The 24269-nt window shown below is 68.5% G+C and carries 22 protein-coding genes; 9 read left to right on the top strand and 13 right to left on the bottom strand.

Annotated elements, in window-relative coordinates; translation table 11 throughout:
* Positions 1-8: 8 nt before the first annotated feature.
* Entirely contained in the window at positions 9-908 is a 900-nt protein-coding gene (locus tag CFB39_RS28615; protein WP_089475359.1) for a M24 family metallopeptidase, read from the bottom strand.
* A 466-nt stretch (positions 909-1374) separates the two neighbouring features.
* On the opposite strand from CFB39_RS28615, the gene CFB39_RS39710 reads away from it, so the two are divergent.
* Complete coding sequence (locus CFB39_RS39710; protein WP_144030330.1) at positions 1375-2142, top strand: hypothetical protein; 768 nt, start codon at positions 1375-1377, stop codon at positions 2140-2142.
* An 8-nt stretch (positions 2143-2150) separates the two neighbouring features.
* Positions 2151-2381 carry a hypothetical protein gene (locus CFB39_RS28605; RefSeq protein WP_244115396.1) on the top strand — a complete coding sequence of 77 codons (231 nt, stop codon included), beginning with the start codon at positions 2151-2153 and terminating at the stop codon, positions 2379-2381.
* Positions 2382-2415: 34 nt separating this feature from the next.
* Here the strand turns inward: CFB39_RS28605 and CFB39_RS28600 are convergent, their stop codons facing one another.
* The 3 genes from CFB39_RS28600 to CFB39_RS28590 all read right to left on the bottom strand — a co-directional run bounded on the left by CFB39_RS28600 (position 2416) and on the right by CFB39_RS28590 (position 5919).
* Positions 2416-3189 (bottom strand): slipin family protein, encoded by a 774-nt coding sequence (locus tag CFB39_RS28600; protein ID WP_089475357.1) that lies wholly within the window; start codon positions 3187-3189, stop codon positions 2416-2418.
* A complete protein-coding gene (locus tag CFB39_RS28595; protein WP_089475356.1) occupies positions 3186-4763 on the bottom strand; it encodes a nodulation protein NfeD in 1578 nt (525 codons plus the stop codon). The genes CFB39_RS28600 and CFB39_RS28595 overlap by 4 nt, the downstream gene beginning before the upstream one ends.
* 121 nt (positions 4764-4884) lie before the next feature.
* Complete coding sequence (locus tag CFB39_RS28590) at positions 4885-5919, bottom strand: AraC family transcriptional regulator (RefSeq protein ID WP_089475355.1); 1035 nt, start codon at positions 5917-5919, stop codon at positions 4885-4887.
* Between the two features lie 137 nt (positions 5920-6056).
* Between CFB39_RS28590 and CFB39_RS28585 the strand changes: the two genes are divergently transcribed.
* The 6 genes from CFB39_RS28585 (at position 6057) to CFB39_RS28560 (ending at position 13526) form a co-directional block, all read left to right on the top strand.
* Positions 6057-7190, top strand: coding sequence for an acyl-CoA dehydrogenase family protein (locus CFB39_RS28585; protein ID WP_089429048.1), 1134 nt, complete (start codon positions 6057-6059; stop codon positions 7188-7190).
* Between the two features lie 159 nt (positions 7191-7349).
* Positions 7350-9056 carry an AMP-binding protein gene (locus CFB39_RS28580; protein ID WP_089475354.1) on the top strand — a complete coding sequence of 569 codons (1707 nt, stop codon included), beginning with the start codon at positions 7350-7352 and terminating at the stop codon, positions 9054-9056.
* Between the two features lie 110 nt (positions 9057-9166).
* Complete coding sequence (locus CFB39_RS28575; protein WP_089433054.1) at positions 9167-10681, top strand: CoA-acylating methylmalonate-semialdehyde dehydrogenase; 1515 nt, start codon at positions 9167-9169, stop codon at positions 10679-10681.
* 18 nt (positions 10682-10699) lie between these two features.
* The gene (mmsB, locus tag CFB39_RS28570) at positions 10700-11602 is read left to right on the top strand and encodes a 3-hydroxyisobutyrate dehydrogenase (RefSeq protein WP_089475353.1); all 903 of its coding nucleotides are present in this window, start codon (positions 10700-10702) and stop codon (positions 11600-11602) included.
* Positions 11599-12390, top strand: a complete 792-nt coding sequence (locus CFB39_RS28565) for an enoyl-CoA hydratase (RefSeq protein ID WP_089475352.1) — start codon at positions 11599-11601, stop codon at positions 12388-12390. Before mmsB ends, CFB39_RS28565 begins: the two co-directional genes overlap by 4 nt.
* Complete coding sequence (locus CFB39_RS28560; protein WP_039366432.1) at positions 12387-13526, top strand: enoyl-CoA hydratase/isomerase family protein; 1140 nt, start codon at positions 12387-12389, stop codon at positions 13524-13526. Before CFB39_RS28565 ends, CFB39_RS28560 begins: the two co-directional genes overlap by 4 nt.
* Before the next feature lie 56 nt (positions 13527-13582).
* Here the strand turns inward: CFB39_RS28560 and CFB39_RS28555 are convergent, their stop codons facing one another.
* Positions 13583-14488 carry a LysR family transcriptional regulator gene (locus CFB39_RS28555; protein WP_089475351.1) on the bottom strand — a complete coding sequence of 302 codons (906 nt, stop codon included), beginning with the start codon at positions 14486-14488 and terminating at the stop codon, positions 13583-13585.
* Between the two features lie 171 nt (positions 14489-14659).
* Here CFB39_RS28555 and CFB39_RS28550 point away from each other — a divergent pair, with 171 nt between their 5' ends.
* Positions 14660-16198, top strand: coding sequence for an MFS transporter (locus CFB39_RS28550; protein ID WP_089475350.1), 1539 nt, complete (start codon positions 14660-14662; stop codon positions 16196-16198).
* A gap of 42 nt (positions 16199-16240) precedes the next feature.
* On the opposite strand, the gene CFB39_RS28545 is transcribed toward CFB39_RS28550, so the two are convergent.
* The 8 genes from CFB39_RS28545 to CFB39_RS28510 form a co-directional block, all read right to left on the bottom strand.
* Positions 16241-17614 carry an efflux transporter outer membrane subunit gene (locus CFB39_RS28545; protein ID WP_089475349.1) on the bottom strand — a complete coding sequence of 458 codons (1374 nt, stop codon included), beginning with the start codon at positions 17612-17614 and terminating at the stop codon, positions 16241-16243.
* A gap of 13 nt (positions 17615-17627) precedes the next feature.
* The gene (locus CFB39_RS28540; RefSeq protein WP_089475348.1) at positions 17628-19679 is read right to left on the bottom strand and encodes a MacB family efflux pump subunit; all 2052 of its coding nucleotides are present in this window, start codon (positions 19677-19679) and stop codon (positions 17628-17630) included.
* A gap of 2 nt (positions 19680-19681) precedes the next feature.
* Entirely contained in the window at positions 19682-20875 is a 1194-nt protein-coding gene (locus CFB39_RS28535; RefSeq protein WP_089475347.1) for an efflux RND transporter periplasmic adaptor subunit, read from the bottom strand.
* 296 nt (positions 20876-21171) lie between these two features.
* A complete protein-coding gene (locus CFB39_RS28530; RefSeq protein ID WP_089475346.1) occupies positions 21172-21900 on the bottom strand; it encodes a bifunctional 2-polyprenyl-6-hydroxyphenol methylase/3-demethylubiquinol 3-O-methyltransferase UbiG in 729 nt (242 codons plus the stop codon).
* Between the two features lie 55 nt (positions 21901-21955).
* A complete protein-coding gene (locus tag CFB39_RS28525) occupies positions 21956-22537 on the bottom strand; it encodes an HD domain-containing protein (RefSeq protein WP_089475345.1) in 582 nt (193 codons plus the stop codon).
* Positions 22538-22633: 96 nt separating this feature from the next.
* Positions 22634-22960, bottom strand: a complete 327-nt coding sequence (locus CFB39_RS28520; RefSeq protein ID WP_089475344.1) for a hypothetical protein — start codon at positions 22958-22960, stop codon at positions 22634-22636.
* Positions 22961-23527 carry a helix-turn-helix transcriptional regulator gene (locus tag CFB39_RS28515; RefSeq protein ID WP_089475343.1) on the bottom strand — a complete coding sequence of 189 codons (567 nt, stop codon included), beginning with the start codon at positions 23525-23527 and terminating at the stop codon, positions 22961-22963.
* 34 nt (positions 23528-23561) lie between these two features.
* Positions 23562-24200, bottom strand: coding sequence for a hypothetical protein (locus tag CFB39_RS28510; RefSeq protein WP_089475342.1), 639 nt, complete (start codon positions 24198-24200; stop codon positions 23562-23564).
* Between the last annotated feature and the right edge of the window lie 69 nt (positions 24201-24269).

The raw sequence follows: 24269 nt of genomic DNA, 5'->3' as shown, positions 1-24269 counted from the left end.
CGTGCGGGTCAGGCGGCGGCCGGCACGGTCGCGGCGGCCTGCATCCGCTCGGCCTGGCGGCGCTGCCAGCGGCGCACGTGCGGCAGGTCGTCGTCGAGCCAGTACGCGTCGTCTTCGGTGATGACCAGCAGCTCTTCGAATTTCGCGCCGACGCCGGCGAAGCCGAGATGCGGCTCGACGGCCCACAGGCCCGGCACCGGCGCATGCTCGGAGCGGCGGTCGATCGACCACAGCGGCGACCAGCCTTGCTGTTTCGCCGCGCGGCCCTGGTCGAGCAGCAGGTTGCGCGTCGCGTTCAGCCCGAAGCGCGCGACGAAGCGCGGCTTCGACAGCTTGTGGATCTTCGCGACGCGATGCGCGAGCACCTTGAACGGATAGGCCTTGTGGCGCGGCTCGACACCCTGGCGGCGGCACAGCGCGTCGACTTCCTGCGCGACCTCGGCCATCGGCCGGCGTGCCTTCACGAGCCGCACGATCATGTCGCGGTGGTCCATCAGGTCGTCCTGCAGCTGTTCGAGGATCGGGTTGTGGCCGAGGCAGTGCGCGTAGCCGACGTCGGCCACGATGCCGTCGAGCACCGGCGCGACGTCGAGGATCACCGGCATGTCGGTTTCGAGCTGCCGGTTGCTCGGGAAGAACGCGAGATTGAAGCCGCCCATGTGCTTGAGGCCCGAGAAGCCTTCGAACGCGGTGCGGTCGCCGAACCACGCGAACGGCTTGTGCAGCCAGTCGTGCACGCCGTTGTCCTGCAGCCATTCGGTCAGCAGGCGCGCGGCTTCCTTTTCGGTGATGCCGGGGTAGAGCATCGCGCCGACGGTTTCGACGCAGCGGTACGCCAGCTGCTGGACCGCGCGGAATTGCGGCAGCTCGTCGAGGTGGACTTCCGGCAGCGGGGGATGGTCAGCCATGATGCGTCTCCGTTTGGGGCGCTGATCCGGAATGCGCCCGCCGGCGTCACCGTCACGGGTTATTCAGTCAGCATTTAATGTGTCATTGAGCGATGTAATGATCATAGACGGTTCCGGGGCGCGCGCCAGCCCTCAAGGGTGAGGATTTGTCCTAATGGAAGGGGGAAATGGAGGGGAGGCTCTAGAGTCGGGGTGCCGGGATCGTGGCCAGCCTGGTGCCCCACGGGATGCTCCGATGACACTTGTTGATGGTTCTGGCTCACCGCAAAAGACACTCGGCACGGGCCTGCATCCGCGCTGCCACGCTGTTTCGTGACGTCTGCCGCCATTTCACGCGTGGCGCGCGAGTCTCCAACGCCTGTTTCGTGGCCGGTCCGTCCCTACCATGCAGCCGTTGAGCGCGTGACGTCGGGGCACGATCGTGATTCCCGGATGACCTGTTGAGCGCTCTCGGCACGGAGACGCCATGTCCTTTGAACTCGAAATAGGTGTTGGCCGACATTGCACGTTGTATTCGGCCAATGAATATTGCGCGCGCTTCCCGACCGGCACACCGGGGGAAAAAACGGGAAAGGCGTTCATCGGATCCGCAGTCGCGAGCGATTTGGCGCGAAATAAGGAGCAGCTGTCGTCCCTGAGCAATTTCCTGCGCGACTGCCGTGTTGCCTCCGCCGCACATGATGTCGCCGAACCGATGCGGCTTTTGCACGGATTGCAGCGCGCCGTAACCGGTGGTGATGTGGTTGCAGTGGTTGAGCCGCTACGGTCAATCGGCGTGCCGGGGCCCAGGTCTGAGGAACGGCTGCGGCCGAGATCGATCACGCTCACGCCATCTCAACTTTTTGGGCGCGTTACCAGGGCCACGGTCGACCGATTTGCACCTGTTCTCGCGAGGCGCAAGTTGCCTGCGGAGGATGGAATCGCCGTCTGGTTTGCGAATCCGGGGGATGTGCTGCCCGATGGCACGATCGCCACGGCGCTCGGCAATGCGCAACCGTTTCCGTATGTGCCTGGCGAGGCTGTTGGCGACGCGATCGAGATCGCATCGGCCAATCGAGGAGAAATGTTCGCCTGCGATGTCATTTCCGCGGAATGCAAAGGCTCCGTATTGCGCGAATTTCCGAGCCAGTATCTTGGCGTGAAGCTGGACGATATTCAGAGCGATGCACGCAATGGGGTCAAGGACGCGCGCAAAGCACTTAAACTGCTCAACGACAACCGATTCAAGAAATAGGATCCAGCATGACTCATCCGATTTTTGACCTGCTGACGAAGCTGGACAGCGCACATGTGGCTTATGCGCTCAGTCGCCATCGTCCCGACACCATTCTCGTTTCCGTGACGGTCGTGGGACAGCGCATCGAGATCGACGTGTTCGATGACGGACACATGGAAGTTTCCCGATTCGTGGGTAACGAGGACGTCGAAGGCGGTGTTGAACTGATTGACGCAATCCTGGCATCGGCGGCCTAGGGGAGGCGATCGGCGTACGCAAGGCTGCGTGCGCTCACCCCTCCCGCTTCCCCCCCAACCGCTCCAGCAACGCCCCCAGCAAATCGACCGGCAGCGGAAACACGATCGTCGAGTTCTTGTCCGCCGCGATCGTCGTCAGCGTCTGCAGGTAGCGCAGCTGCATCGCCTGCGGCTGCAGCGCGAGCCGCTGCGCGGCCTGCAGCAGTTTCTCCGACGCCTGCAGCTCGCCTTCCGCATGAATCACCTTCGCGCGCCGCTCGCGCTCGGCCTCGGCCTGCCGCGCGATCGCGCGGATCATCGTCTCGTTCAGGTCGACGTGCTTGATCTCGACCGTCGACACCTTGATCCCCCACGCATCGGTCTGCGCGTCGAGCGTCTTCTGGATGTCGGCGTTCAGCTGCTCGCGCTCGGCAAGCAGCGCGTCGAGTTCGTGCTTGCCGAGCACCGCGCGCAGCGTCGTCTGCGCGAGCTGGCTCGTCGCCTCGAAGAAGCGCGCCACCTGGATCACGGCCTTCTCCGGATCGACCACGCGGAAATACACGACCGCATTGACCTTCACCGACACGTTGTCGCGCGTGATCACGTCCTGCGCGGGCACGTCGAACACGACGGTGCGCAGGTCGATCCGCACGACCTGCTGGACGATCGGGATGATCAGCACGAGCCCCGGCCCCTTCACTTTCCAGAACCGGCCGAGCATGAACACCACGCCGCGCTCGTACTCGCGGAAGATGCGGATCGACGACGCGATGAGCACCACGACGAAGACGATCAGGATGCTGCTGAAGCCGAACGTGAAACCGATCATGAAGGTTCTCCCTGGTGTCGTTCTCGATGGGGTTCCTGCCCCGGTACGTCGTAGAGCGGGGCGACCGTGAGCAGCAGCCCGTGGCGGCCGGTGACGCGCACGCGGCAGCCGGCGGCAAGCGGCGCGCTGCTGGCCACGCGCCAGCGCTCCCCGCGCACGCGGGCCCAGCCGGCGGCGGACGGCGCGGCGCCGGCCGCGCCGTGCGGCTGGTCGGCCAGCAGGCCGTCGTCGAGCACTTCGCCGATGCTGCCCACCATCGCCTCGGCGCCCGTCACGACCGGGCGGCGGCGCGCGCGCAGCGCGACGCTCGATACGCCCGCGACGAGCAGCCCGCCGCCGAGCGCGAGGCTCGCGATCACGGGCCACGGAATCCCGTAGCCGGGCACGTCGGTGTCGATCAGCATCAGCGCGCCGATCGTGAACGACACGATCCCGCCGAACCCGAGCACGCCGAAGGTCGGCAGGAACGCCTCGGCGACCAGGCAGCCGAGACCGAGCAGCACGAGGCCGAGGCCCGCATAGCTGATCGGCAGCAACTGCATCGCGAACAGCCCGACCAGCAGGCAGATCGTGCCGGCGACGCCCGGCAGTACGAAGCCGGGGTTCGCGAACTCGAAGAACAGGCCGTAGATGCCGATCGTCAGCAGGATCAGCGCGACGTTCGGGTCGGCGATGATCGCCAGGAAGCGGCTGCGCCAGTCGGGCTCGACCACGACGAGCGGCGCATGCGCGGTCGCGAGCCGCACCGTGCCGGCGGTGGTCGTCACTGCGTGGCCGTCGAGCTGGCGGGCGAGATCGGCCGGATCCTGCGCGATCAGGTCGACCACATGCTGCGCGCGCGCCTCGCTCGCCGACAGGCTCACGGCCTCGCGCACCGCGCGCTCGGCCCATTCGGCATTGCGCCCGCGCAGTTGCGCGAGGCCGCGGATATACGCGGAGGCGTCCTGCATCGCCTTGCGGATCTCGGTCGATTGGGTATCGGTCGGCAGCGCGGCTTGCGAAGCGGCCGCATCGGACGCGCCCGACGCGCCCGAGGTGCCGGCCGGCATCCGCGGTGCCGCAGGATTCCCGCCCGGCGGCGCGGCGCCGCCGATGCCGAACTGCACGGGCGACGCCGCGCCGAGATTGGTGCCGGGCGCCATCGCCGCGAAGTGGCTGGCATAGACGATGTAGGTGCCCGCGCTCGCCGCCCGCGCGCCGCCCGGCGCGACGAATGCGGCGACCGGCACGGGCGAGCCGAGGATGGCCTTGATGATCTGCCTCATCGACGTGTCGAGGCCGCCTGGCGTGTCGAGCTGCAGGATCGCGAGCGGCGCGTGCTGGCGGGCCGCACGATCGAGCGAGCGCACGATGAAGTCGGCGCTGGCCGGGCCGATCGCGCCGTTGATCGGGATCACGACCACCGGGCGGGCGGCGGCGGGGGCTTCGGTGGGCGGCGGCGCGGCGACCGCGGCGCATACGACGAGCAGCGCCGCGAACAGCGCGGCGCGCGCGACCCGCGCGGACAGCGGGTGACGAGGGTGGCCGCCGGGCGTGGCAGGCGCCGGAGACGGCCCGTGACGATGAAAGTGCATCGCGGCGTCCGGGCGGCGCGCGGCCGCGTGCCGTCCGGCTGGCGGAAAGGGCCTGGGCCCGATGCTTAAAGATTAGGCGGTTTCGGCACAAAGCGCGAAGCGACGGCCGTGCCGGCCGGCTTCAGCTCGCGCCGCCGCCCCGTGCGAGCACTTCGTCGCGGTAGTCGGCCGGGCTGCGCCCGCTCCATTTGCGGAACGCGCGGTAGAACGCGCTCGGTTCCGCGAATCCGGTGGCGGCCGCGACGTCGGCGATCGTGCGCCCGGGGTCGGCCAGCGCCTCGAACGCGAGATCGCGCCGTAGCGTGTCCTTGATCGACTGGTACGCGTGGCCCTCCTGGTGCAGCTTGCGGCGCAGCGTCGCCTCGGCCACGTGCAGCCGCGCGGCCATCCCGCCGGCGCCTGGCCACGCGGCGGGCGGCATCCCGCGCAGCACCGCGCGCACGCGCTGCGCGAGCGCGTTCGGGTTGCGGTACTTGACGATGAAGCTCGCCGGCGCGTTGCGCAGGAACGTCTTCAGCGTCTTCGCGTTCTGCACGACCGGCAGCGTCGCGAATTCGGGATCGAAATCGACATACGAATCGGGCTCGTTGAAACGCATGTCGTCACAGAACATCGACGGGTATTCGTGGTCGGCGGGCGGCGTGTCGCAGCGGAAGCTCGCATGCAGCAGCGGGATGCGCCGCCCGATCAGCCAGCAGGTGAGGCCATACACGATGATGAAATAGGTCGCATACGTGAACATCGCGGGCGTTGCACCGTTGTTGCGGTGCACGAAGCGCAGCCGCACGCGCTGCGGATTCGCGTCGAGCTCCGCGTGCAGGTCGTCGAGCACGCAGTGCATGAAATTCACCGCGCGCGCCATCGCGTGCAGGCCGTCGCGTGCGGACAGCGCCGCCTGGCTCATCGCGATGAAGCTGCCGCTGCGCATCGGGTGGCGATCCTGCCCGAAAAACTCGTCGTCGAGCGTGCGCGCGATCGCGTTCCACAGCGCGCCGTATTGTTGCGCGGACACCCGTGCGCGCGGCTGCCCGAGCAGCGCGGGCGCGATGCCGGCCTGCGCGAGCAGCGGCTCGGCGGCGACGCCGCGCCGGGTCGCGAGCGCGACGCTGTAAGCGACGAGGCTGATCGCGACGGTTCCCTTGTCTTCCTGCTTCATCCATGCCGCCGGTGTGGCAAAAACGCTCAGTGTAAATGAGCGACGCGAGCATCGAACAGTCGCGCCTGCTTGCCTACACTTGTTGCATCGAAACGCAAGGACGGTCGCGCCCGGCGGCCGCGGGAGACAGCAGCACCATGGACGAGCTTTACACCGAAGACCAGCGGATGATCCGCGACGCCGCGCGCGCGTTTGCCACCGAGATGCTGGCGCCGAACGCGGCGCAGTGGGACCACGATGCGCACCTGCCCGACGCGATCGTCGCGCAGCTCGGCGAACTCGGCCTGCTCGGGATGATCGTGCCGCAGGAGCTGGGCGGCTCGTATACGGACTACGTGGCCTACGCGCTGGCGATGGAAGAGGTCGCCGCCGGCGACGCCGCGTGCGCGACGATGATGAGCGTGCACAACTCGGTCGGCTGCGGGCCGATCCTCGGTTTCGGCACGCCCGCGCAGAAGGATCGCTGGCTGGCCGACATGGCGTCCGGCCGCGTGATCGGCGCGTTCTGCCTGACCGAGCCGCACGCCGGCTCCGAGGCGAACAACCTGCGCACGCGTGCGGAGCTGCGCGACGGCAAATGGGTGCTGAACGGCGCGAAGCAGTTCGTGACCAACGGCCAGCGCGCCGGCGTGGCGATCGTTTTTGCCATGACCGACCCGGAAGCCGGCAAGCGCGGCATTTCCGCGTTCCTGGTGCCGACCGACACGCCGGGCTTCATCGTCGGCAAGCCCGAGAAGAAGATGGGCATCCGCGCGTCGGATACGTGCCCGATCACGTTCGAGAACTGCGCGATTCCGGAAGAGAACCTGCTCGGCAATCGCGGCGAAGGGCTGAAGATCGCGCTGTCGAACCTCGAGGGCGGGCGCATCGGCATCGCCGCGCAGGCGCTCGGCATCGCGCGCGCCGCATTCGACAAGGCGCGCCGCTATGCGGGCGAGCGCGTGCAGTTCGGCAAGCCGATCGCCGAGCACCAGGCGATCCAGCAGAAGCTCGCCGACATGGCCGTGCAGATCAACGCCGCGCGCCTGCTCGTGCATCACGCGGCGAAGCTGCGCACCGCCGGGCTGCCGTGCCTGTCGGAAGCGTCGCAGGCGAAGCTGTTCGCGTCGGAGATGGCCGAGCGCGTGTGTTCGGACGCGATCCAGATCCACGGCGGCTACGGTTACCTGGTCGATTACGAAGTCGAGCGTCACTATCGCGACGCGCGCATCACGCAGATTTACGAAGGCACCAGCGAAGTGCAGCGGATGGTGATCGCGCGGCAGCTTTGAGCCACGACGGTTACCCCGGCGACGACATCACGCAGGGCACGAGGGCAGCGCGGCGAACGCGGCACGCAACGACGTGACCGTGCGCCGCAACAGAGGCAACCGGGCATGGGCTGCAGCGCATGCCCGGTTGACCGTGAGGCATGGAGACTGGAGGACACGATGACGGTACAGGCATTCCTGGACGCGCGCGACTTTCTGCTGCGCCATCGCACCGACTACGAGACCGCGTACCGCGCGTTCGAGTGGCCGGTGCTCGACGCATTCAACTGGGCGCTCGACTACTTCGACCCGATGGCGCGCGGCAACGACCAGCCCGCGCTGTGGATCGTCGATGCGGCGACCGGCACGGGCGATCCGTATTCGTTCGCGCAGATGTCCGAGCGCTCGTCGCGGATCGCGAACTGGCTGCGCTCGATCGGCGTCGTGCGCGGCGACCGGATCCTGCTGATGCTGCCGAACCGTGTCGAGCTGTGGGATGCGATGCTCGCCGCGATGAAGCTCGGCGCGATCGTGCTGCCGGCCACCACGCAGCTGTCGCCCGACGACGTGCGCGACCGCGTGCAGATCGGCGGCGCGAAATACGCGATCGTCGACGAGAACGAAACCGCCAAGTTCGAACAGCCGGATCTTGGCCTCGTGCAGAAGATCGTCGCCGGCGCGCCGCGCGCGGGCTGGCTCGCGATGAACGACGGCTACGCGGCGAGCGCCGAATTCGAGCCGGACGCCATCACGCACGCGAACGATCCGATGCTGCTGTACTTCACGTCGGGCACGACGTCGAAGCCGAAGCTCGTCGAGCATACGCACCGCACCTATCCGGTCGGCCATCTGTCGACGATGTACTGGGTCGGCCTGCAGCCGGGCGACATTCACTGGAACATCAGCTCGCCGGGCTGGGCGAAGCACGCGTGGAGCTGCTTCTTCGCGCCGTGGAATGCGCAGGCGTGCGTGTTCGCCTTCAACTACGCGCGTTTCGAGCCGAAGGTGGTGCTCGATGCGCTCGTCAAATACCAGGTGACGACGCTGTGCGCGCCGCCGACCGTGTGGCGCATGCTCGTGCAGCAGCCGCTCGCGTCGTTCGACGTGAAGCTGCGCGAGATCGTCGGTGCGGGCGAGCCGCTGAATCCCGAGATCATCGAGCGCGTGAAGAAGGCGTGGGGCATCGCGATCCGCGACGGCTACGGCCAGACCGAGACGACCTGCCTGATCGGCAACTCGCCGGGCCAGCCGGTCGTCGCGGGCTCGATGGGCCGGCCGCTGCCGGGCTACCGCATCGCGCTGCTCGACCCGGACGGCACGCCGGTGACCGAAGGCGAGGTCGCGCTGCCGCTCGGCGTCGACGTCGCGCGCCCGGTCGGGCTGATGAAGGGCTATGCGAACAATCCCGACGCGACGGCCTACGCGATGCGCGACGGCCACTACCGCACGTCGGACATCGCGATGCGCCGCGACGACGGTTACTACGTGTACATCGGCCGCGCGGACGACGTGTTCAAGTCGTCCGACTACCGGCTGAGCCCGTTCGAACTCGAAAGCGTGCTGATCGAGCATCCGGCGATCGCCGAGGCGGCCGTCGTGCCGAGCCCCGATCCCGTGCGGCTGTCGGTGCCGAAGACCTTCATCACGCTGCGGCAGGGTTACGAGGAGAGCCCCGAGCTCGCGCTGGACATCTTCCGCTTCTCGCGCGAGAAGCTCGCGCCGTACAAGCGCATTCGCCGCCTGCAGTTCGCGGAGCTGCCGAAGACGATCTCGGGGAAGATCCGCCGCGTCGAATTGCGTCGCCGCGAGCTCGAGCGTGGTGACGATGCCAGTGAACGGATGCCCGGCGAATACTGGGAAGAGGATTTCGCCGCCGAACTGAAGTGACGTGACCGCGGGCCGCGCGCGCCGCATTCCGCGGCCGCTGCCCGCAGCCGAATTGAACCGGCCGCGCGGCGATATCGCGCTTCGCGGCCCTCTGGAAGGAGAGAGGATCGATGAACGCGAATTCGAAAGACGTGCCGACGGTCAAGCTGCTGATCGACGGCGCCTTCGTCGAGTCCGCCACGAACGAGTGGCGTGACATCGTCAACCCGGCGACGCAGCAGGTGCTCGCGCGCGTGCCGTTCGCGACCGTCGCGGAAGTCGACGCGGCCGTGCAGGCCGCGCACACCGCCTTCGCGACGTGGAAGAACACGCCGATTGCCGCGCGCATGCGCATCATGCTGAAGTTCCAGGATCTCGTGCGCACGAACCAGCAGCGCATCGCGAAGACGCTGACGGCCGAGCAGGGCAAGACGATTCCCGATGCCGAAGGCGACATCTTCCGCGGCCTCGAGGTGGTCGAGCACGCGTGCTCGATCGGTTCGTTGCAACTCGGCGAGTTCGCGGAGAACGTCGCGGGCGGGGTGGATACCTACACGCTGCGCCAGCCGCTCGGCGTGTGCGCGGGCATCACGCCGTTCAACTTCCCCGCGATGATTCCGCTGTGGATGTTCCCGATGGCGATCGTGTGCGGCAACACGTTCGTGCTGAAGCCGTCGGAGCAGGACCCGCTGTCGACGATGGAACTCGTCGAGCTCGCCGTCGAGGCCGGCGTACCGAAAGGGGTACTGAACGTCGTGCATGGCGGCAAGGAAGTCGTCGATGCAATCTGCACGCATCCGCTCGTGAAGGCGATCTCGTTCGTCGGCTCGACGGCCGTCGGCACGCACGTGTACAACCTCGGCAGCGCGCACGGCAAGCGCGTGCAGTCGATGATGGGCGCGAAGAATCACGCCGTCGTGCTGCCCGATGCGAACCGCGAGCAGGCGATCAACGCGCTCGTCGGCGCGGGCTTCGGCGCGGCCGGCCAGCGCTGCATGGCCACGTCGGTCGCGGTGCTCGTCGGCAACGCGCGCGACTGGCTGCCGGACATCGTCGAGAAGGCGAAGGCGCTGAAGGTCAATGCGGGCGCGGAAGCCGGCACGGACGTCGGGCCGGTCGTGTCGAAGGCCGCGAAGGAACGCATCCTGTCGCTGATCGACGCGGGCGTGAAGGAAGGCGCGAAGCTCGAACTCGACGGCCGCGACGTGAAGGTGTCCGGCTACGAGCAGGGCAATTTCGTCGGCCCGACGATCTTCTCGGGCGTGAAGACGAACATGTCGGTCTACACGCATGAAATCTTCGGGCCCGTGCTGGTCGTGATGGAAGCCGACACGCTCGACGACGCGATCGCGCTCGTCAACGCGAATCCGTTCGGCAACGGCGTGGGCCTGTTCACGCAGAGCGGCGCGGCCGCACGCAAGTTCCAGAGCGAGATCGACATCGGCCAGGTCGGCATCAACATCCCGATCCCGGTGCCCGTGCCGTTCTTCAGCTTCACGGGTTCGCGCGGCTCGAAGCTCGGCGATCTCGGCCCATACGGCAAGCAGGTCGTGCAGTTCTACACGCAGACCAAGACGGTCACCGCGCGCTGGTTCGACGACGACACGACGGCCGGCCCGGTGAATACGACGATCCGGCTGCACTGAGCAGCGGAGGACACGAACATGAAAATCGGTTTTATCGGCCTCGGCCACATGGGCGCGCCGATGGCGCTGAACCTGCTGAAAGCAGGCCATGAAGTACATGCGTTCGACCTGAGCGCCGACGCATTGCGCGCGCTGCAGGACGCCGGTGCACAGGTGGCCGCATCGCCGCGCGATGCGGCCTCGGGCGCGACGTTCGTCATCACGATGCTGCCGGCCGCGCCGCACGTGCGCTCGGTGCTGTCCGGCGAGAACGGCGTGCTCGCCGGCCTCGGCGCGGGCGCGACCGTGATCGATTCGAGCACGATCGACCCGGCGAGCGCGCAGGCGTTCGGCGCACTCGTGCGCGAGCATGGCGGCGCGTTCGTCGATGCGCCCGTGTCGGGCGGCACCGGCGGCGCGGCGGCCGGCACGCTGACCTTCATGGTCGGCGGCAGCGATGCGGATTTCGAGCGCGTGAAGCCGGTGCTCGCGGGCATGGGCAAGAACATCGTCCACTGCGGCGCGACGGGGATGGGGCAGGTCGCGAAGGTCTGCAACAACCTCGTGCTCGGCATCTCGATGGCGGCCGTGTCGGAGGCGATGTCGCTCGGCGTCGCGCTCGGCATCGACCCGAAGGTGCTGGCCGGCATCGTCAACACGTCGACGGGCCGCTGCTGGAGTTCGGATACCTACAACCCGTATCCGGGCGTGATCGAGACCGCGCCGTCGTCGCGCGGCTACTCGGGCGGCTTCGGCACCGACCTGATGCTGAAGGATCTCGGCCTCGCGAACGATGCCGCAAAGCAGGCGCGCCAGCCGGTCTATCTCGGCGCGCTCGCGCAGCAGCTGTACCAGACGATGAGCAGCCGTGGCGACGGCCAGCTCGATTTCTCGGCGGTGATCCGCCTGTATCAACCGGCAACGAAGAAGGACGCCTCATGATCGAACTCGACTACGTCGACGACGGCGCGATCGCGTGCGCGACGCTCAAGCGTCCGCCCGCGAACGCCTTTACCGCCGACGGGCTGCGGCAACTGCAGGAAACCGTCGCCGAACTGAATGCGAACCCGCGCGTGCGCGCGCTGGTGATCACCGGCGACGGCCCGAAGTTCTTCAGCGCGGGTGCCGACCTCAACACGTTCGCCGACGGCGACCGCGCGGTTGCGCGCGCGATGGCGTCGCGTTTCGGCGCGGCGTTCGAGGCGCTGCACGACGCGCGCGTCGTGACGATCGCGGCGATCAACGGCTATGCGATGGGCGGCGGGCTCGAATGCGCGCTCGCGTGCGACCTGCGGATCGCGGAGACGCATGCGCAGATGGCGCTGCCCGAGCCGTCGGTCGGCCTGCTGCCGTGCGGCCTCGGCACGCAGACGCTGCCCTGGCTCGTCGGCGAAGGCTGGGCGAAGAAGATCATCCTGACCGGCGCGCGTGTCGATGCGGCCACGGCGCTCAGGATCGGCCTCGTCGAGGACGTCGTGGAGTCGGGCGCGGCACGCGATGCCGCGCTGGCGCTGGCACGCAACGTCGCACGGCAGAGCCCGCATGCGGTTGCTTACAGCAAGGAGCTGATCGGCCTCGCGCGCCGCGGCGTGCCGCGCAGCGCGGCGCTCGCGGTCGAGCGTGAGCGCTTCGTCGACCTGTTCGACACGAACGATCCGGGCGAAGGCGTGGCTGCGTTCCTCGGCAAGCGCGCGCCGCAGTGGCACAACGACGGAGAGCCGCAACGATGAGCACGCCGGTGACGAATCACGACGCGTTCGCGGAGCACGCACCGGAGGTGCTGTTTCGCGTGGTGAACCGCGTGGCGCTGATCACGCTGAACCGGCCGGCCGCGCTCAATGCGCTGTCGTACCCGATGATCGGCGAGCTGGCCGCGCTGCTCGAGCGCTGCCGTGACGACGACCAGATCGTCGCGGTCGTGCTGCGCGGCGCCGGCGAGAAGGGCTTCTGCGCGGGCGGTGACGTGCGCGCGCTGTACCGGATGGTCGCGCAGCGCGAAACCTGGTTGCCGTTCTTCGTCGACGAATACCGGCTCGACTACGCGATCCATACGTTCCCGAAGCCGGTGGTCGCGCTGATGGACGGCGTGACGATGGGCGGCGGCATGGGCCTCGCGCAGGGCGCGGCGCTGCGTGTCGCGACCGAGCGCAGCAAGATCGCGATGCCGGAGACGCGCATCGGCCTCGTGCCCGACGTCGGCGCGACGCATTTCCTGTCGCGCATGCCGGCCGAACTCGAGCTGTACGTCGGGCTGACCGGCGCGATGCTGTCGGGCGCCGACGCGCTCACGGCGAAGCTCGCGGATCTGTGCGTGCCGTCCGCGTGGCTCGACACGTTCGAGACGCGCATCGAAAGCGTCAAGTGGGAAGGCGATGCGCTGCCGTTGCTGCGCAAGGTGTTCGAGCCGCCGTGCAACGTTGTGCCGCACGCGGCGCTCGACAGCCAGATGCCGTGGATCGTGCGTCACTTCGACAAGCGCTCGACGGTTGAGCGGATCGTCGCGACGCTGACGCAGGATCTTGCGCGCGAGGAGCTGTCGCGCGAGCACCGTCAATGGCTGCAGGCGACGCTCGATGCGCTCACCGGCCATTCGCCGACGATGCTGTGCGTGACCCGCGAGGCGCTGCTGCGCGGCCGCCAGATGACGCTGGCCGAATCGTTCCGGATGGAGCTCGGCATCGTCGCGCGCGCGATCGAGGAAGGCGACTTCTGCGAAGGCGTGCGTGCGCATCTGGTCGACAAGGATCGCAAGCCGCGCTGGGCGCCCGCGTCGCTCGTCGAGCTGCGCGCCGAACGCGTGCGGCATTTCCTGACGTCGCCGTGGAAGCTGTTCGCGCATCCGCTGGCCGATCTCGGCGCCGCGTGATGCTCCGACGCGCCCCCGCGGCGCGTCGGATTCATTTCATCCCATCCCGTCTCATCTCACCGCTCGATCATCGGCGGCACCGCCTGCGCGAGCGCGTCGATCACGCAGCGCGTCTTGCGCGGCAGGTAGCGCGTCTTCGGCCAGATCGCGTGGATGTCGCCTTCGCAGACGAAGCAGCGGTCGAGCACGACCGTCATCTCGCCGCGCTTCACGTAGTGGTCGAGCAGCCAGCTCGGCAGCCACGCGATCCCGAACCCCGACGCGCCGGCCGCCGCGATCGCCTGCACGTCGTCGAAACTGAGCTGGTGCGGCATGTCGACCCGCACCGTCGAGCCGTCCAGCGCACGCAAGTCCCACGGTTGAACCACGCCCGAGCGTGAATACGCGATCGTCCGGTGGTCTTTCAGGTCGTCGAGCGTCTTCGGCATCCCGTGGCGGGCGAGATACGACGGCGCCGCGCCGAGGCTGCCGTATTGCGTGCCGAGCCGCCGCACCGCGAGGCTCGTGCTGTCCGCGAGCGTGCCGATTCGCACCGCGAGGTCGATGCCTTCCTCGACGAGATCGACGAAACGGTCGGTGATCGACACGTCGATCCGCAAATGCGGATAGGTGCGCGCGAGGTCGAGCACGATGGGCGTCACGCAGTGATGCCCGAACGCGAGCGGCACGCTCAGGCGCAGCTTGCCGCGAGGCTCGTTGCGGCCGCAGTCGAGGTCGGCCTCCGCCGCCTCCAGCTCCGCGAGCGCGCGCACGCAGCGGTCGTAGTACGCCTGGCCGTCGTCGGTCAGGCTCTGGCTGCGCGTCGTGCGCTGCAACAGCCGCGCGCCGAGCCGCTTCTCGAGTCGCGCGATCGCCTTGCCGACGGCCGAACGCGTCATGTCGAGGCGCTCCGCGGCGAGCGCGAAGCTGCCCGATTCCACTACCTGGACGAAGGTCGTCACGCCGTCGAGTCTGTCGGTCATGGGCGGGATTGAGTCCTGTGATTCCCCAGTCTGGAGAAATGCATGCGTCAATGGGGATGAAGATTCTCACTATAGTACCGATTCCTGTCCAGCGTGCGTCGCCGGCCGCACGCGGAGCATCCCTCTTACCTGGAGGCGCGCGGCCCGTTGCCGGGTCGCGGCGCAATACGCATGACGCAATCCGACTCCCGCAGGAATGCGGTCGCGCTCGCGGCCGTCTGTCTCACGTCGCTGATGTTCGGCCTCGAAATCTCGAGCGTGCCGGTGATCCTGCCGACGCTCGAACACGTGCTGCATGGCGATTTCAACGGCATGCAGTGGATCATGAACGCGTACACGATCGCGTGCACGACCGTGCTGATGGCGGCCGGCACGCTCGCCGACCGGTTCGGCCGCAAGCGCGTGTACGTGATCGGCACCGTGCTGTTCGGCGCGACGTCGCTGCTGTGCGGGCTCGCGCCGAACGTGCCGGTGCTCGTCGCGGGGCGGCTGCTGCAGGGCGCCAGCGGTGGCGCGATGCTGATCTGCCAGATTGCGGTGCTGTCGCACCAGTTCCGCGAGGGCCGCGAGCGCGGCCGTGCGTTCGGGATCTGGGGGATCGTGTTCGGCATCGGGCTCGGGTTCGGGCCGATCGTCGGCGGCGCGATCGTCGCGCTGGCAAGCTGGCCGTGGGTGTTCCTCGTCCATGCGCCGCTCGCGGCCGTCGCGCTCGTGCTGATCGGCGGCGCGGTGCAGGAGTCGCGCGATCCGCACGCGGGCAGGCTCGACGTCGCAGGCATCGTCACGCTGTCGCTCGCGGTGCTCGGCCTGGCGTTCTACATCACGCAAAGCGCGGCGCTCGGGCTGACCAGCGCGGCCGGCCTCGGCGTGCTCGGCGCGACCGTGCTGGCGCTGGCCGGCTTCTTCATCGCGGAACGCGCCAGTGCGCGGCCGATGTTCGATTTCTCGGTGTTCCGGATTCGCGCGTTCACCGGCGCGATCTTCGGTTCGATGGGGATGAACTTCAGCTTCTGGCCGTTCATGATCTACCTGCCGATCTGGTTCCAGGTCGCGCTCGGCTACGACAGCGTGACGGCCGGCCTCGCGTTGCTCGCGTACACGTTGCCGACGCTGGTCGCGCCGCCGTTCGGCGAACGGCTTGCATTGCGCTACGGGCCGGGCGTCGTGATCCCGGGCGGCCTGTTCACGATCGCCGCGGGGTTCGCGCTGATGCGGATCGGCAGCGCGGCCGACCCTGCCAGCTGGATCACGATGCTGCCCGGCTGCATGATCGCCGGCATCGGGCTCGGGCTCACGAATACCCCCGTGACCAACACGACGACGGGCGCGGTGCCGAGCTCGCGGGCGGGGATGGCGTCGGGCATCGACATGAGCGCGCGGATGATCTCGCTCGCGCTGAACATCGCGGCGATGGGCTTCGTGCTGGTCGCGGGGATCGTCGCGAGCCTGAAGGGCGGCGTCGCGGGCACGATCGGCGACGCGGCGCTGCGCCGGCTCGCGCAGGAGATTGCGTCCGGCCGGACCGACGGATTGCACGAGATCGCACCGGCGCTCGCGCAGGCCGACCCGAGCGGCGCGGCGTTGCACGCGGCGCTCGTGCACGGGTTCGGCTGGGTGATGGTGTACGGCGCGGCGGGCGTGGCCGTGCTCGCGACGGCGAGCGCGGTGGCGTTCGCGCCGGCCCGACGCAGAGCGCCCGTGTGCGAATGACAGCGTGCATGGTCGGCGCGGCCGGCCCGGTGCGCGCTTCGGTCAGGACATCCCGCCACCGAGCGCGCGGTACAGCGTCATCTGGTTGTTGAGCCGGTTCAGGCGCGTCAGCTCGTCGGCGCTTTGCGCATCGCGCAGCCGCTGCTGCTGGTCGAGCCACGGCTGCACGGCGGTCGCGCCGGCCGCGAAGCGCGCGGCGGCCAGCTGTTCGGCGCGCTGCGCCTGGGCCAGCGACAGCGCGCGCTGTTCGGCTTCGCGTTCGAGCTGCACACGCGCCGACAGCGCGTTCTCGACTTCCGCGAGCGCCGTGTAGAGCTTCTGGCGGAACCCGACGACGGCTTCCTCGTACTGCGACTTCGACACCTTGATCTGCAGCTGCATCGTGTTCCACTGGATGAACGGCAGTGCCAGGCCCAGCCCGAGCGTGCCGACCGGATTCATCAGCACGCGCTCGAGGCTCGTGCTCGACGTGCCGGCCTGCCCGGTCAGCGTGAAGGTCGGATAGAAGCTCGTGCGCGTCGCGTCGACTTGCGCCAGCGACTCGCGCAGCCGGAATTCCGCCGCGCGCAGGTCGGGACGCCGGCCGAGCAGGCTCGCGGGCAGGCCGGCCACGACTTCCGGCGGCGCCGCGACGGGCAGCGCGGCCGGCTCGGCCGCGCGCTGCTGCGGCGGCCGGTCGAACAGGATCGCGAGCGCGTGGCGATTCTCGGTGCGCTGCTGGATCAGTTGCGTTTGCGCGGCGCGTTGCGCGGCGAGGCTCTGTTCGGCCTGCGCGAGATCGAGCCCCGACACGGCGCCGGCCGTGTGCCGCGACCGCACGACCGCGAGCGTGCGGACTGCATAGGCGATGTTCGCGTCGCCGAGCGCGATCTGCCGGTTCAGATAACCGATCTGCCAGTACAGCGACGCCGTCGTGCCGATCAGCGACAGCCGCGCGGCTTCGAGATCGGCGGCCGTCGCGTCGGCTTCCCAGCGCGCGGCGTCGCGCAGCGCGGCCAGCCGGCCCCACAGGTCGATTTCATAGCTGAGCGAACCGGTCCCGCCGCTCGTCCGGCTCATCCGGTGCGTATCGAGCGTGCGCGACACGGCGCCGTTCGCGCCGACCGACACGTTCGGCGTCAGGTTCGTATCCGCGAGCCCGGCTTGCAGTTGCGCGCGGTACACGCGGATCGCCGCGATCGCGAGGTCGTTGTTGGCGCGCAGCGCATCGTCGATCAGCGCATCGAGTTGCGGATCGCCGAAGCTGCGCCACCAGTCGCGTGAGGTGGCCGGTGCGCCGGCCGCGACCGGTGCCTCCCAGTTCGCGGGCATCGCGACGGCGGGCAGCGGTTCGTGGCGCGCGCCTGCGCAGCCGGCGAGCAGCGCGGCCGCGCACGCGACTGCGCCCAGGCGGTGAAGCGGTGAGGAATGCGTCATGACAGGTCTTTCTTCAATCGCGCGCGAGCGCATCGATCGGATCGAGCCGCGATGCGTTGCGCGCGGGCATGAAGCCGAAAATCACACCGGTGAGCGTCGAGCAGACGAACGCCGTCACGATCGCGCCGGCCGAGAACACCATCTTCCACTGCGCGACGAACATCGAGAACAGCGCGCCGAGCCCGAACGACAATGCGATGCCGATCGTGCCGCCGAGCAGGCAGACGAGCACGGCCTCGACGAGAAACTGCTGCAGGATGTCGGACTGGCGCGCGCCGACCGCCATCCGGATGCCGATTTCGCGCGTACGCTCGGTGACCGACACCAGCATGATGTTCATCACACCGATCCCGCCGACGACGAGCGAGATCACCGCGATCAGCGACAGCAGCAAGGTGAGCGACTGCCCGGTCTTCTCGACGGTCTTCACCACGCTGTCCATGTTGTACGTGAAGAAGTCCTTGCGGCCGTGGCGCTGCGTCATCAGCTTTTCGAGGCTTTTCTCGGCGGCGGCGCTCGGCTGCCCGTCGCGCACGCGCACGGTGATGCTGTCGAGATAACGCTGCCCGAACAGGCGCCCGCTCGCGGTCGTGTACGGCACCCACACGTTCAGGCTCTTCACGCTGCCGAACGCGCTCTTCTTGTCGGCCGTCACGCCGATCACGACGCACGGCACGTTGTCGACCAGGATCACTTCGCCGATCGGGTTGCGCGTCGCGCCGAACAGCTTGCGGCGCGTGTTCTGGTCGATCACGGCCACCTGCACCTGGCGGCGCACCGCGTCCTCGTCGAACGCGACACCCAGCGCGAAGCGCATCCCGCGCGCCTGGAAGAAGCGGTCGCCGACGCCGCTCACGAGCGCGTTCACGTCGACGTTGCGGTAGCGCAGCAGCAGCGTGCGCGACGTTTCGGGCGTCGCGCTGTCGACGTACGGCTGCTCGGCGAGCGCGGCGACGTCGGCGGGCACGAGCGTCTGGATCGCGTCGGCGCGGCTGTCGCCCCAGTCGGTGCCCGGATAGATGTTGATCGTGTTCGTGCCGATGCTGCCGATCTCGTCGAGCATGTAGCGCTTCGCGCCTTCGCCGATCGCGACGATCGACACGACCGACGTGATGCCGATGATGATGCCGAGCATCGTCAGCAGCGTGCGCAGCCGGTGCGACACGAGTGCGATCCATGCCATCCGGCAGGCTTCGGCGAAGCGGCCGGAGCCGGCCGCGAAGCGTTGCGTGCGGGTGCCGGTATCGGCATGCGCATGGGTGTCGACGGCAGCGGGCGGCGGCATGTCGTGGTGATCACCGGCGGGCGGTGCGCCGGCTGCCGCGTCGGTTGCTTCCATGGTGTCCACGCCCGCTTCCGCGAGGGCTTCGGCGTAGTGACGATTCGGCCGGTCGGCGACGATCTCGCCGTCGCTGATCTCGATGATGCGCTTCGCATGGCGCGCGACGGCCTTGTCGTGCGTGACGATGACGAGCGTATGGCCGAGCGCGTTCAGCTCGTGCAGGATGCGGATCACGTCCTGGCCGCTTTTCGTGTCGAGCGCGCCGGTCGGTTCGTCGGCGAGGATCACCTGGCCGCCGTTCATCAGCGCACGCGCGATGCTCACGCGTTGCTGCTGTCCGCCGGACAGTTGCCCGGGGCGATGGTGCGCGCGATCCGCGAGCCCGAGGCGCGCGAGCAGTTCGCGTGCGCGTGCGTGCCGCTCGGCGCGCGGCGTGCCGGCGTAGATCGCGGGCATTTCGAGGTTCGCGACGGCGTCGACGTGCGGCAGCAGGTGATAGCGCTGGAACACGAAGCCAAAGTGTTCGCGGCGCAGTTGCGCGAGCTCGTCGCTGTCGAGCATGTGCGTGTCGCGGCCGCCGACCGTGTAGGTGCCTTCGCTCGGATGGTCGAGGCAGCCGAGGATGTTCATCAGCGTCGACTTCCCGGAGCCTGACGCGCCGACGATCGCGACGATCTCGCCCGCGTGAATCGACAGGTTGACGTTGTTCAGGACAACGACATCCTTGTCGCCGGCCGGAAAGCGTCGGGTGACGGCGGCGAGTTTCAGCAGGGGCTGGTTCATCGTCACACCACGTCCGCCAGCGGCGCGTGGTCGTCACCGGCCGCTTCGCCGATCACGACGCGTTCGCCGTCCTTCAGGCCGGCCAGGACTTCGACGCGCACGTTGTTGTTGATGCCGATGCGGATGTTGCGCGTTTCCGTGCTGCCGTCGGCGCGCAGCACGCGCACCGTGTAGGTGCCGTCCTTGCGTTTTTCGCCGAGCGCGGCGGCCGGAATGCTGAGCGCGTTGCGTGCATTGCCGAGCACGATGTTGACTTGCGCGGTCATCGAGATGCGCAGCCGATGCTCGGGGTTCGGCACTTCGAACAGCGCGTTGTAGAACACGGCCGAATTCGGCTTCGTGCCGCCGCCGGTACCGCCGCCGAGCGGGCTCTGCGCTTCCGCGTAGTTCTGCGGCGCCGGCTCGATCGCGCGCAGCTTGCCATAGTGACGCTTGTCCGGTTCGCCGAGGATCGTGAAATACGCGGTCTGGCCGGCACGCACGCGGATCACGTCGGCTTCCGACACCTGCGCCTTCACGGTCATCGTGTTGAGATCGGCGAGCTTCAGGATCACCGGCGCCTGCTGCTGTGCGATCACGGTCTGGCCTTCCTGCGTGACGACCGCGACGACCTCGCCGTCGATCGGCGCGACGATGCGCGTGTAGCCCAGGTTCGCCTGCGCGGTCTCGATCTGGATGCGGGCCGAGCGGATCTGCGCGGCGAGCGACGCGAGGGTCGCACGCTGCACGTCGAGCGTTGCGCGTGCGGCCTCGAACGATTCGCGCGAGGTCGCATCGTCGGGCAGCATCGCCTGCTGGCGCTTGAACGCGAGTTCCGCCTGCGTGAGTTGCGCGGCGGTCGATTGTTGTTGCGCGCGCAGGCTTTCTTCGCTGGCGCGCGCCTGGCGCAGCGCGTTTTCCGAGATCACGGGATCGATCTCGGCGAGCCACTGGCCCTTCGTGACCTTGTCGCCGAGCTTCACCTTCAGCGATTTCAGCTGCCCCGACACCTGCGCGCCGACGTCGACCTGCCGGAAGGCCTGTAGTGCGCCGGTTGCCAGCACAGCGTTCTCGAGATCGCCGCGCGAGACGGGCGCGGACAGGTATTGCGGATGCTTGTCGGGCGCGCACGCCTTCAGCGTGGCGCCGGCGGCGATCGCCACGACGGCAAGGGTAGCCAGCACGATGCGCCGGCGGCGATGGGTCTTCTGAGTCATGAGCGTGCGGCGAGGATCAGGCAGTGCCGGCGATGCGTGCGGCCAGGCGGGACGATCCGGTCGGCGTCGCATGTCGGGCAGGTTGCCCGCGACGGCATCCGCGTACGCATCGCGCGGGCGTGCCGAGTCGAATCAGCCGCTCATGGTAAGCGAGGACATCACGCCAAATCGTGTGGAAATTGTGCTGAATTGTGCGAACGCCGCACCGGAGCGGAGGCCGTGCGGCGTGATTGCCGCGGTCGGTGAGCGCGGCGGGCGAGGGCCCGTGTGCGTGTCGCGGCGTGTGTTGACGTGCGTTAGCGCTGCGCCGCGACGAGCGCCATCATCGGCCGGTCGCGTTCCTCGTCGAGCGCGGGCAGCGCATCGACCTGCGCCTGCGTCGGTCCCCATTCGTCCAGGTGCGTAAGCGTGAAGCCGCTGCCGATCAGCAGGTTCACGAGCGTGCCGAGCGTACGGTGCTGCTTGACGACGCCCGGCGCGAGCCAGTCGGTCACGCGTTCGCCTTCGCGCTGGTAGCCATCGAGCGGCCAGGCGCGGTTGCCCTGCGCATCGACGACGAAGCCGGGCCGGCGCGGCGCCGTATAAATGGGGTGCTCGATCGAGAACACGAGCCGCCCGCCGGGCACGAGCGCGCGATGAATCGTGCGCAGCAGCGTGTCGAGGCGCGCGACGTAGTGGAAGGCGAGCGAGCTGTATGCGAGATCGAATGCGGCGTTGGGCAATGCGAGCGTTTCGAGATCGGCGCGGCGGTACGTGATCGCGGGGTGCGCGGCGGTCGACGCCGCGCGTTCGAGCATGCGCTCGGAGACATCGATGCCGAGCACGCTTGCCGCGCCCTGATCGGCCGCCCAGCGGCTGAACCAGCCGTAGCCGCAGCCGAGGTCGAGCACGTTGCGGCCGCGCAGGTCGGGCAGCAGCGCGCGCAGCGCGGGCCATTCGGGTGCGCCGTCGAGGCCGCGAATCGAGCGGTTCAGGCGGCTGTAGCCTTCGAAGAAGGCCGGGTCGTCGTAGATGTTCTGCGTCATGCGTAGCGCCTCGTGCGGGCAGGGTGCGTGGTGCCGCACGCCCGATCCCGCGAGCTTACGCGCGCTGCCCGCCCGCGTCGATCCGGCGTTGCGTGTCGGCGTCGACGATGTCGCGGATCGCGCTGAACAGCGGCGCGGCGTCGGTGTAGCGGCGGCCGTAGCCGAGATTGAACGCGTAGTCGAAATCGGGCGGGTTGCTGCCCTGGTTGTGCTGCAGGATCGTCTCGAGCTTGTCGAGCGCCTTCGCCGCGCGTGCTTCCGGCGTCGCCGCCGCCTCGTATTCATCCCACAGCGCGACGATCTCGTCGCGCCGCGCGGGATCGAGCGATGCGGTCAGCGTCAGCAGGTCGTCGCGTTCTTGCGCGCTTTTGTCGGGGTGCGCGGCTTGTTCGATCGCGGGAATGTCGCCGTGCAGCGCCTCGCCGAGATCGTGGACGACGCACAGCTTCAGCAGCTTCAGCGTGTCGATGCCGGGCAGCGCGTCGGCGAACACGAGCGCCATCAGGCACAGCCGCCAGCTGTGTTCGGCCGTGCTTTCCGCGCGCCCGGACGACGTGTGGCCGCTGCGCAGCACATCCTTCAGGCGTTCGGCTTCGCGCAGGAAAGCGAGCCGCGCGTGGATCGTATCGGGGGTCATGGTCGGCGTCCTTGCGATGAGCCGCCTAGCGTAATGCGGGTGGGCGTGCTTCGTCCACGCATGAAATATGCGTGGCGGTGGCGCTTTGCCGGGCCGCTACTTCACGAAAAGTCCGGCCCAGCAGAACAGCGCGAAGAAGCCCGTTTGAACACCGACGATCAGGCTGAACAGCCAGGGGCTGCTGCGGCGCGCCACCCGCCTGCCGCCGGCGTTGGCCACACCCGAGCGAAGCGCAACGAACACCGCCGCGCCCGTATAGAGAATGAACGCGACGATCACGAGTTCTCGCATGACAAGCGTCGACATGTGGCATGTCCCCTGGGCGTGCTGCCATTCACGTTGGTATTTTTTGCGTGGCATGCCGGACACGTTGAAGGTTGCCGCACCGTTGCCGGCATGCGGTGCTTCATCGCGACCCGGCAATCACGCGTCCTGGAGCGTCTCCACGAGCCGCACGGCCGAGCCGTCCGACAGTGTCATCCGCGTCCACCGGCACATGCTGCCGCGGATCGGCACGACGCGCGACGCATTCGCACCGGTGTCGAATTCGACGCTCGGCGGCCCCGCGTGGTCATGCCAGCCGAGCGTGTCGAGCGCGGTTTCCATGCGGACGATCTGCGGTGTCGCGTAGCGCCACAGCGACGTGCCGAGCAACATCGAGAGCGGTTGCGAGAATTCGGCCGCGCGCGCCGGAGAAGACGCGAGCAGGCGGTGCGTGAGGTCGCACACGAGATGCATGCGGCCCGCGCTGCCCGCGACGAGCCGCGCGAGCGCGTGATCGCCGGCCGAATCGAGGCGCGCGGCGAGCAACCGCTCGGCGGTCGCGCGCTCGTCGGGCGACATCTGCTGGCGGCCGGCCTCCCAGCGCGAGATCGTCGATTGCGCGACGCCGAACAGCTCGGCCGCATGGTTTTGCTTGACGCGATGCAGCGCGCGCCAGCGCTTGAGTTGCGGGCCGAGCGGCGGGGCGTGAAGCGGTGAGGCGGTCATGGTGGTGCTCCTGTTGCGCTCGTACCGCACGCCTTTACATGATCCGGATGCCGCCGTTCGCGTTGATCGCAATTGCCGCGAACGGCAAGAGCACGATGCCGCCCAGCACGAGCACGCCGTCGGCGGCAACCGTGACCGGCGTGGCGAGAATCCGCAGCCCCATGCCGAGCGCGGACGGTGATTGCCTGATATAGACCGAGTACGGCCGGTTGAACGGCTGCGTGCTCGTCTTGTACTTTTCGACGAACCCTTCCGTCGAATAGCGCTTGCCGCTGATGTCGCCTTCGAGCACGAGGCCGGCCTGCGCGGCGGTGAAGCCGTCGGCAGCGGCCGCCTGCCGATCGTCGTCCGACGCGTCCTTCGGCAGCAAGATACGGTATTGGCCCGTGATGCTGCCGCCGCTCGCATGAAAGGCGGCGAACGTCGTGCGCAGCGATTTACGGTAACTGGACATCAAGACCGGCCGCAACTGCGCCGGCAGATCGAAGATGTAATGGTAGTCCGTGCCCAGGACGACGAGCTTCTTGCCGTCCTCGGTCATCATGAATCCGGACACGTGCTCGCTGTATCCGTCTTCCTTGTACAGCTTCGGCGTGAAGCAGCCCGACAGCGAGAGGCTGCTGGCGGCCACGCCGGCGGCCAGCAGGCGCCGGCGCGTGATCGATACGTTCATTGTTGTTGTCCCGTCTGTGCGGTTCAGTTCAGTTCAGTGGCTTTCGCCCTCGGAAGCCGGATTCTCGCG

This window comes from Burkholderia sp. AU6039 (assembly GCF_002223365.1).
Taxonomy (GTDB): Bacteria; Pseudomonadota; Gammaproteobacteria; order Burkholderiales; family Burkholderiaceae; genus Burkholderia.
This window is presented reverse-complemented; position numbering and strand designations above follow the sequence as displayed.